5 protein-coding genes are annotated in these 7,659 nt (G+C 71.4%); 2 read left to right on the forward strand and 3 right to left on the reverse strand.

Going from position 1 to position 7,659, the window contains the following annotated elements:
• Both ACYP33_RS03575 and ACYP33_RS03580 read right to left on the reverse strand, forming a co-directional pair.
• The coding region (locus ACYP33_RS03575; RefSeq protein WP_459619752.1) for a dihydroxyacetone kinase subunit DhaK at positions 1 to 747 on the reverse strand (747 nt) is incomplete at its 3' end.
• A gap of 381 nt (positions 748 to 1,128) precedes the next feature.
• Positions 1,129 to 3,795 carry a beta strand repeat-containing protein gene (locus ACYP33_RS03580; protein WP_459619754.1) on the reverse strand — a complete coding sequence of 889 codons (2,667 nt, stop codon included), beginning with the start codon at positions 3,793 to 3,795 and terminating at the stop codon, positions 1,129 to 1,131.
• Positions 3,796 to 4,422: 627 nt separating this feature from the next.
• On the opposite strand from ACYP33_RS03580, the gene ACYP33_RS03585 reads away from it, so the two are divergent.
• A complete protein-coding gene (locus tag ACYP33_RS03585; RefSeq protein WP_414444069.1) occupies positions 4,423 to 5,211 on the forward strand; it encodes a sulfite exporter TauE/SafE family protein in 789 nt (262 codons plus the stop codon).
• Positions 5,212 to 5,310: 99 nt separating this feature from the next.
• On the opposite strand, the gene ACYP33_RS03590 is transcribed toward ACYP33_RS03585, so the two are convergent.
• Complete coding sequence (locus ACYP33_RS03590; protein WP_414450250.1) at positions 5,311 to 5,676, reverse strand: BON domain-containing protein; 366 nt, start codon at positions 5,674 to 5,676, stop codon at positions 5,311 to 5,313.
• A gap of 437 nt (positions 5,677 to 6,113) precedes the next feature.
• Between ACYP33_RS03590 and ACYP33_RS03595 the strand changes: the two genes are divergently transcribed.
• Positions 6,114 to 7,652: a TAXI family TRAP transporter solute-binding subunit gene (locus tag ACYP33_RS03595; RefSeq protein ID WP_459619755.1), complete on the forward strand. Its 1,539-nt coding sequence runs from the start codon at positions 6,114 to 6,116 to the stop codon at positions 7,650 to 7,652.
• Positions 7,653 to 7,659: the final 7 nt, after the last annotated feature.

The following is a 7,659-nucleotide window of genomic DNA, read 5'->3' on the forward strand; positions in this document are numbered from 1 at the left end:
GAGATCGTCGGCGATGCGGGCGATCAGGCGCGACGCCACCGCATCGGCCGATTCGAGTTCGGCGCGCTCGACGCCGGCCTCGCCGTGGATGCCGAGCCCCCATTCGATCTCGCGCTCGCCGAGCGTGAAGCCGGGCGTGCCGGCGGCCGGCACCGTGCATGCCGACAAGGCCACGCCCATCGTGCCGAGCGCCTCGGCCGTCTCGCGGGCGTGCCGCGCGACCTCGGCAAGCGGCAGCCCGGCCGCCGCCGCCGCGCCGGCCACGCGGTGAACCAGCACCGTGCCGGCCAGGCCGCGCCGCCCGGCGTGGTCGCCGCGCGCGGCCAGCGCCACGTCGTCGGAGACGATCACCGTCTCGACCTCGATGCCCTCGGCGCGCGCGATCTCGGCGGCCAGCCCGAAGTTGAGCCGGTCGCCCGTGTAGTGCTTGACGATCAACAGCACGCCCGCCGGGCCGCCCACGGCGCGAATCGCATCGAGCACCGCGTCCACCGACGGCGACGTGAACACCTCGCCGGCCACCGCCGCACTGAGCATGCCGGCGCCCACGTAGCCCGCGTGCGCGGGCTCGTGCCCCGCGCCGCCGCCCGACACCAGCGCGACCTCGCCGCGCGACGCGGCCTCGGCCGCATCGGCGCGCACCACGATGGTCCGGCCGGCCAGCAAGGCCAGATGGGGATTCAGCGCGACCAGCCCGTTCAGCAGGTCGGGCACCACGCGTTCGACATCGTTGATCAGTTTTTTCATTCGGCAGGTCCTCTGTCTGGGAGCGGGGCTCCCGGTCGTCTCCGGAATCGGCGGCCGGTGGTCCGGCGCCACGCGTCGCCGGCATGGCGGGGCGCGGGTGGGCTTCACTATAAGACCTGGCCTGGGTGATTGCCTCGGCTGCCGACGTGCCCGTCGTGTACGGGATGCTGCAAGCCGGTTCGACCGCGCGTCGCGGGCGAGTTCCCGCGAGGATTCGATTCGGGGCAAGCGGGCCGGCGAAGGCGGCCGTGCCACAAAAAAAGGCGGTATGACACGAAGGTCGTACCGCCTGCGATCCGGCCCGGTTGGCCGGGGGCGCGGCCAGGCGCGCCGTTGCCGGACAGCCTGACCCGCCGATGCCGCGCGCCGCAGCGCGTCGGCTTACTTGCGCGGCAGCGCCGCGCCGGCCAGCGTCGTGACGAGCGAGGTCACCGGCGAGAGCAGCGTGCCAGCGCTCGCCGACGAGCCGGACGTGCCCGACGCGCCCGACGACGGCGTGATCGCCACACCCGGCAGCGCCGCGCCGACGGCGCCGACCGTCTGCGTCACCACGTTGCCCACCGCACCGACCGTCGTGACGCCGGTCGACGCCACCGTGCCGAGCGCCGTCGCGCCCGAGGTCGCCAGGTTGCCGAGCGTGGCGCCGGTGGTCGACGCGAGCGTCGAGCCGGCCGCGCCCAGCGCCGTGGTGGTGGCCAGGCCCGTCTGGGCAGCCGTCGACAGGCCGCCCGTGAGCGTGTTCGCGACCGTGGTGGCCGCACCCGTCACCGTGGACACCGGCAGCGCGCCCGACAGGTTGCCGACCAGCGACGTGATCGGCGCGATCGGGTTGCCGGCAACCACGCCGGTGACCGCGTTGACGACGCCCGTCACGGCAGCCGGGCCGGTACTGGCGATCGAACTCGCCACCGTCCCGACGCCGTTGACCGTCGACGACAGGCCCGACGACGCGGCGTTGACCACGCCGGTCAAGGCGGCCGTCGGCACCGACGAAAGCGCGCCCGTCAGCGTGCCGGCCGCGTTGCCCAGGCCCGAGGTCGCGGCGTTCAGGACGCCGGTGACCGCCGTGGCCGGATTGATGCTGCCGACCAGGCCCGTGACGGCGGTAGCACCGGTGCCGAGGCCGCTCGCCACGGCCTGCACGCCGCCCGACAGGGCATTCGCGCCCGAGCCGAGCGCGCCCGACAGGGCCGTTGCGCCGGTACCGAGGCCGCCGGCCAACGCGCCGGCTCCGCTCGACAGTGCGCCGGATGCCGTGCCGGCCACCGTCGACAGACCGCCTGCGGCCGAGCTCAAGCCGCCGGCCAGCGCGCCCGCGCCGTTCGACAGTGCGCCCGTGGCTGTGCCGAGGCCGGTCTGCAGGCCGCTTGCGACCGTGCCTGCCACCGTGTTCAAACCACCCGCCGCCGAACCAAGACCACCAGCCAGCGCACCCGCACCGCTCGACAACGCGCCCGAGGCCGCACCGAGGCCGTTCTGCAAACCGCTTGCAACCGTGCTGGCTGCACCGTTCAGGCCACCCGCCACCGAGCCGAGACCACCAGCCACCGAGCCCAGGCCGCCGGCCAGTGCACCCGCACCGCTCGACAGTGCGCCCGTGGCTGCGCCGAGGCCGTTCTGCAAGCCGCTCGCGACCGTGCCAGCCGCGCCGTTCAGGCCGCCTGCCGCCGCACCGAGGCCGCCTGCCAGCGCACCCGCGCCCGAGGCCAACGCGCCCGACGCCGTGCCGAGGCCGTTCGCCAGGCCACTCGCGACCGTGCCGCCCACGGTGTTCAACCCGCCCGCCGCCGCACCGAGGCCGCCGGCCAATGCACCGGCTCCCGATGACAACGCACCCGACACCGTACCGAGACCACCTGCCAGTGCACCCGCGCCCGAGGCCAATGCACCCGACGCCGTGCCGAGGCCGCTCGATACGCCGCCCGCCAGGGCGCCTGCGCCGTTCGCCAGGCCACTCGCGACCGTGCCGCCCACGGTGTTCAACCCGCCCGCCGCCGCACCAAGGCCGCCGGCCAGCGCGCCCGCACCGTTCGACAACCCACCCGCAACCGTCCCGGCCACCGTATTCAAACCACCCGTCGCCGCACCAAGGCCGCCAGCCAACGCCCCCGCCCCGTTCGACAACCCGCCCGCAACCGTCCCGGCCACCGACTGCAACCCGCCAGCCGCTGCACCAAGCCCACCTGCCAGCGCACCCGCACCCGACGACAACGCACCCGTCGCCGCACCAAGGCCGCCGGCCAGCGCGCCCGCACCGTTCGACAACCCACCCGCGACCGTACCGGCCACCGTATTCAAACCACCCGTCGCCGCACCAAGGCCACCCGCCAACGCCCCTGCCCCGTTCGACAACCCGCCCGCGACCGTCCCTGCCACCGACTTCAGCCCGCCCGTCGCGGTGCCAAGCCCCGTCGACAGCCCCGTCACGACCGTGCCGCCCACCGCCTGCAAGCCGCCCGCCGCCGAGCCAAGTCCACCGGCCAGCACACCAGCGCCCGAAGCCAGCGCCCCCGATGCCTTGCCCAACCCGCTCGACACACCACCGGCCAGCGCACCCGCGCCCGACGACAACGCCCCCGACGCCGCGCCCAGCCCGTTCGACAGCGCACCGCTCGCGGTGCCGACGATGCCGGACAACGCGCCGGTCGGGTTCTGCAACGCCGTCTGCAAACCCGAGACGACGCCCGATAGCGGCGTGTTCTGCGCCAGCGCGCCGACCGTGCTGGCGAGCCCGCCGAGCGAAGTCTTGAGCGGCCCGACGACATTGCCGAGCGCCAGATCGATCACTTTCGCGCCGTTCGCCGTCACCGTCAGCGCGACGCCGTCGATCGCATTGATCGCCGCGCTCACGCCGAGCGACGAGCCCGCCAGGCTGCCGGTGCCGCCCAGCGTCGCCCCGCTCGCGTTCAGCGAACTGCCCAGATTCAGATTGGCCCCCAGATCGCTGACGATCGTGCCGGCGTCGGCCATCGCGGGCTGCGCCGCTGCGATACCGAATGCCGTCAGCGCCGAAAGCGCGATGCTCGACAACTTGAAGTGTTGTTTCATTGTTGACCCCATGTCAGTTGGTCTTGCCGTCGGGTATGACGGCTGAGTCCATTGCAGGGTCCGTGCCAGTGCGGCAAGCCAATTGTCAACGGCGCGGTTCGTCGAACAAACATCCGACAAACCCCCGGGAATGGCGGGGTTCGTGCACGACGGCGCCGCAACACGCGATCGTGCGGGCAAGCCAGGAATTCGTCGCGATTCACCGGCGTAACGTAACAGTCGAATGGAACGTTACGCACGATCGCCGTAACGGCGCGAATATCGAATGCCAATCACCCTATTGGAAATGACAGGTCGGCTTTTCACCAATCCGGCGCCGAGGCATTGCGCAACGATGTCGTGCGATCGCACGCCGGACAAGCCTCCCGATGGGTCGATCGAAATCGCATCGAATTATTTTTTAAACATTTTCGATACGAGCGGTTCAATCGCTCGCGCGATTTTCTTTGCGCGGCAATCCCCGATTCATTCCGATTGCCCGTGCTCGCGCGGCAATCATTTTTCATGGTCTGACGAATGCCCTTGCCGGCCCTCTCGGCGACGTTCCGACGGAGATTCCCACGCCCGGACGCCAGTTTTGCGACAATGCCGGGTTTGGTCCCGCGCCCACCCCTTCGAGCCTAGCCGATGTCGTTTCCTCATATCGATCTGCTGTACACCGCTTCCGGCCTGTTCGTCGGCTTCCTCGTGGGCCTGACCGGCGTCGGCGGCGGTTCGCTGATGACGCCGATCCTGGTGCTGCTGTTCAACGTCCACCCGGCCACGGCGGTCGGCACCGACCTGCTCTACGCGGCCGCCACCAAGGCCACCGGCACGCTGGTGCACGGCTCGAAAGGCTCGATCGACTGGCGCATCACGGGCCGCCTCGCGGCGGGCAGCGTGCCGGCCGCGGCGCTCACGCTCTGGCTGCTGCATGCGCACGGCTTCGGCTCGGCGTCCACCAACCGGCTGATCCAGATCGTGCTCGGCGCGGCGCTGCTGCTGACCTCGGTCGCGCTGGTGTTCCGCCCGCAACTGGCCGCGTTCGCCTCGCGCCACGCGTTCGCGCCGAACCCGGTGCGCACCGTCGCACTGACCGTGCTGACCGGCGTCGTGCTCGGCGTGCTGGTGTCGCTGACCTCGGTCGGCGCGGGCGCGATCGGCGTCACGGTGCTGCTGTTGCTGTATCCCACGCTCTCGACCACGCGCATCGTCGGCTCGGACATCGCGCACGCGGTGCCGCTCACGCTGGTGGCCGGCATGGGCCACTGGCTGCTCGGCTCGGTGGATTGGTCGATGCTGGTGTCGCTGCTGCTCGGCTCGCTGCCGGGCATCGTGGTCGGCAGCCATCTGTCGACGCGCGCGCCGGAGCGCCTGCTGCGCAACGTGCTGGCGGCCACGCTGGTGGCGGTGGGGCTGAAGCTCGTCACCGTCTGAGGACGGACGGGCGGCGGGAAATAAAGGGAAAAACGAGGAAAAACCGGAGGGAAACGCGCGCAACGCGGCGAAACCGCCGCGCCGCGCGCTGCCAGCGCCTTACTGCTGCTGGACGGTCAGCTTGTTGTCGACCGACGTGACGCCCTTCACACCCTTGGCGGCGTCGCCTGCCTTGTCGATCTGCGATGCGTCGGGCACCGAGCCCTGCAGCGAGATCGCGCCGCCCTTCGAGCGCACGGTGATGTTCGACACATCGACGCCGCCGGCCTTCGTGATGGCCTTGCGCACCGCGTAGCCGAGCTGGCGGTTCTGCTTGCGAGCCGTCTTGGCGCCAGCCTTCGACGTGCTCTTGGTCGCCGCCGGCGCGTCGGTGCTGGCCGCATCGCTCGCCTGCGCATACACATTGCCGCATACGAGCGCCGCCACTACCGCGCTGCCCAGTGCCTTCCACACGATCGACTTCATGTTTGCTCCTTGTCCTTGTATTGCCGGCGAGGTTCGTTCATTGACGAACCGTGGCCGGTGAACCCCCAGAAAACGGCCGACGGCATGAGCCGCCGGCCGACATTTCCACGAAGCAATCGAGAGGCGCTGCGTCCGCCCGGCAAGCGCTGGGCTGACCGGACTGCCGGGCCTCGTCCGTCTCGCGCCCGATCTGGAAGTGAAGCGCCGGGTCGCGCCGCGACGGACAAGGCGCGGCTGCGTCGCACAATGTAATCCAGCGGCACGCGAAGCGCAAAGCCTTTGCGTTACGGATCGCGAGTGTGGCGCGCAGCCATCCGGACCTTCCCGAATCCCCCGCCCCGCCTGCCTCGCCGCCGTCGAACTCGGTTACCATCGTCGCGATTCAGGATGCCTGAACGTCCTGCGCCGAACCGGCCTGCCCCGCCCCTCCCGCCCCGATGACCGATACGCCCCGCTCCCGTCGCCCGCACCCGATCCTCACCCGCTTCGTGACGGTCTCGTGGCGCGACCTGGCGATGTCGTTCGGCCCGGCGCTGCTGCTCGGCGGCGCGGCGATCTGGCTCGCGATCCGGCTGATCCAGCCCGCGCCGCCCACCCATCTGACGCTGTCGGCCGGGCCGCCGGGCAGCACCAACTGGTCGGCTGCGCAGAAGTACAAGCGAATCCTCGCCAAGAACGGCATCACGCTCGACGTGCTGCCGTCCGAGGGCTCGGCGCAGAACCTGCAGCGCCTGCTCGATCCGCATGCGGAGGTGGACGTCGCGTTCGTGCAGAGCGGGCTCGAACAGAAAACCCCGCCGGACCAACTGGTTTCGCTCGGCAGCGTGGGCTACGTGCCGATCGCGATCCTGTATCGCGGCGCGCCGGTGCAGCGGCTCTCGCAGTTTCGCAGCAAGCGCCTCGCACTCGGCCCGGACGGCAGCGGCTCGCACGAACTCGGCCTGGCGCTGCTGAAGCTGAACGGCATCCTGCCGGGCGGCGCCACCCAACTTCTGCCGCTGGCCGGCGAGGATGCCGCCCGCGCGCTGATCGACGGCAAGATCGACGCGGCGTTCCTGTCGGGCGATTCGACCCAGATCCCGGTGATGGCCAAGCTGTTCCGCGCGCCGGGCGTGCGCTTCTACTCGTTCCCGCAAGCCGACGCCTACGCGCGCCGCCTGCCCTACCTGACCGACATCACGCTGCCGATGGGCGTCTACGACCCCGGCACCAATCTGCCGGCCGAAGACATCCACACGCTGTCGCCCACCGTCGAGCTGATCGCGCGCGATTCGCTGCATCCGGCGCTGTCGGACCTGCTGATCGAGGCCGCGCGCGAGGTGCAGGGCCGCGCCACGATCCTGCAGCGCGCGGGCGAATTCCCTTCGCCGGTCACGCACAGCAGCATCGCGCTGTCCGACGACGCCGCGCGCTACTACAAGTCGGGCAAGACCTTCCTCTACCGCCAGTTGCCGTTCTGGGTGGCGAGCCTGGTCGACCGGCTGCTGGTGATCGTGGTGCCGCTGGTGGTGGTGCTGATCCCGGGGCTGCGCTTCGTGCCGCTGCTGTACGGCTGGCGCGTGCGCTCGCGGATCTACCGCTGGTACGGCGCGCTGATCACGCTCGAACGCAGCGCGCTCGGCGAGCTGTCGCCGCGCGAGCGCGCCGCGTTGCTCGACAAGCTCGACGACGTGGAAGACGCCGTCAACCGCATGAAGATGCCGCTTGCCTATGCGGGGCAGTTCTACGTGCTGCGCGAGCACATCGGCTTCGTGCGCGAGCGCTTGCTGACGCAGGACGACGCCACGCGCGGCGCGCGCGACGGGGCGGCGGGCGCCCCGCCTTCCCCGAATCCGGCCCCGCGTGACGCGGCCGATTCCGGCACGCCTGCCGCCGCCCACCCGCTCGCCACCGGCGCGGCGGCGCTGGCCGCTGCCGCTGCGCTCGACACGGCGCTGCCGCCCGCGCCGGCCGGCCCGCACCCCGGCGACGCGTGAACGGCCG

The organism is Burkholderia sp. 3C (assembly GCF_054589155.1).

Excerpts from the sequence above, each read along its gene's own strand:
- ACYP33_RS03580 (WP_459619754.1), bottom strand. The coding sequence starts at position 3,795 with ATGAAACAACACTTCAAGTTGTCGAGCATCGCGCTTTCGGCGCTGACG.
- ACYP33_RS03585 (WP_414444069.1), top strand. The coding sequence starts at position 4,423 with ATGTCGTTTCCTCATATCGATCTGCTGTACACCGCTTCCGGCCTGTTC.
- ACYP33_RS03590 (WP_414450250.1), bottom strand. The coding sequence starts at position 5,676 with ATGAAGTCGATCGTGTGGAAGGCACTGGGCAGCGCGGTAGTGGCGGCG.
- ACYP33_RS03595 (WP_459619755.1), top strand. The coding sequence starts at position 6,114 with ATGACCGATACGCCCCGCTCCCGTCGCCCGCACCCGATCCTCACCCGC.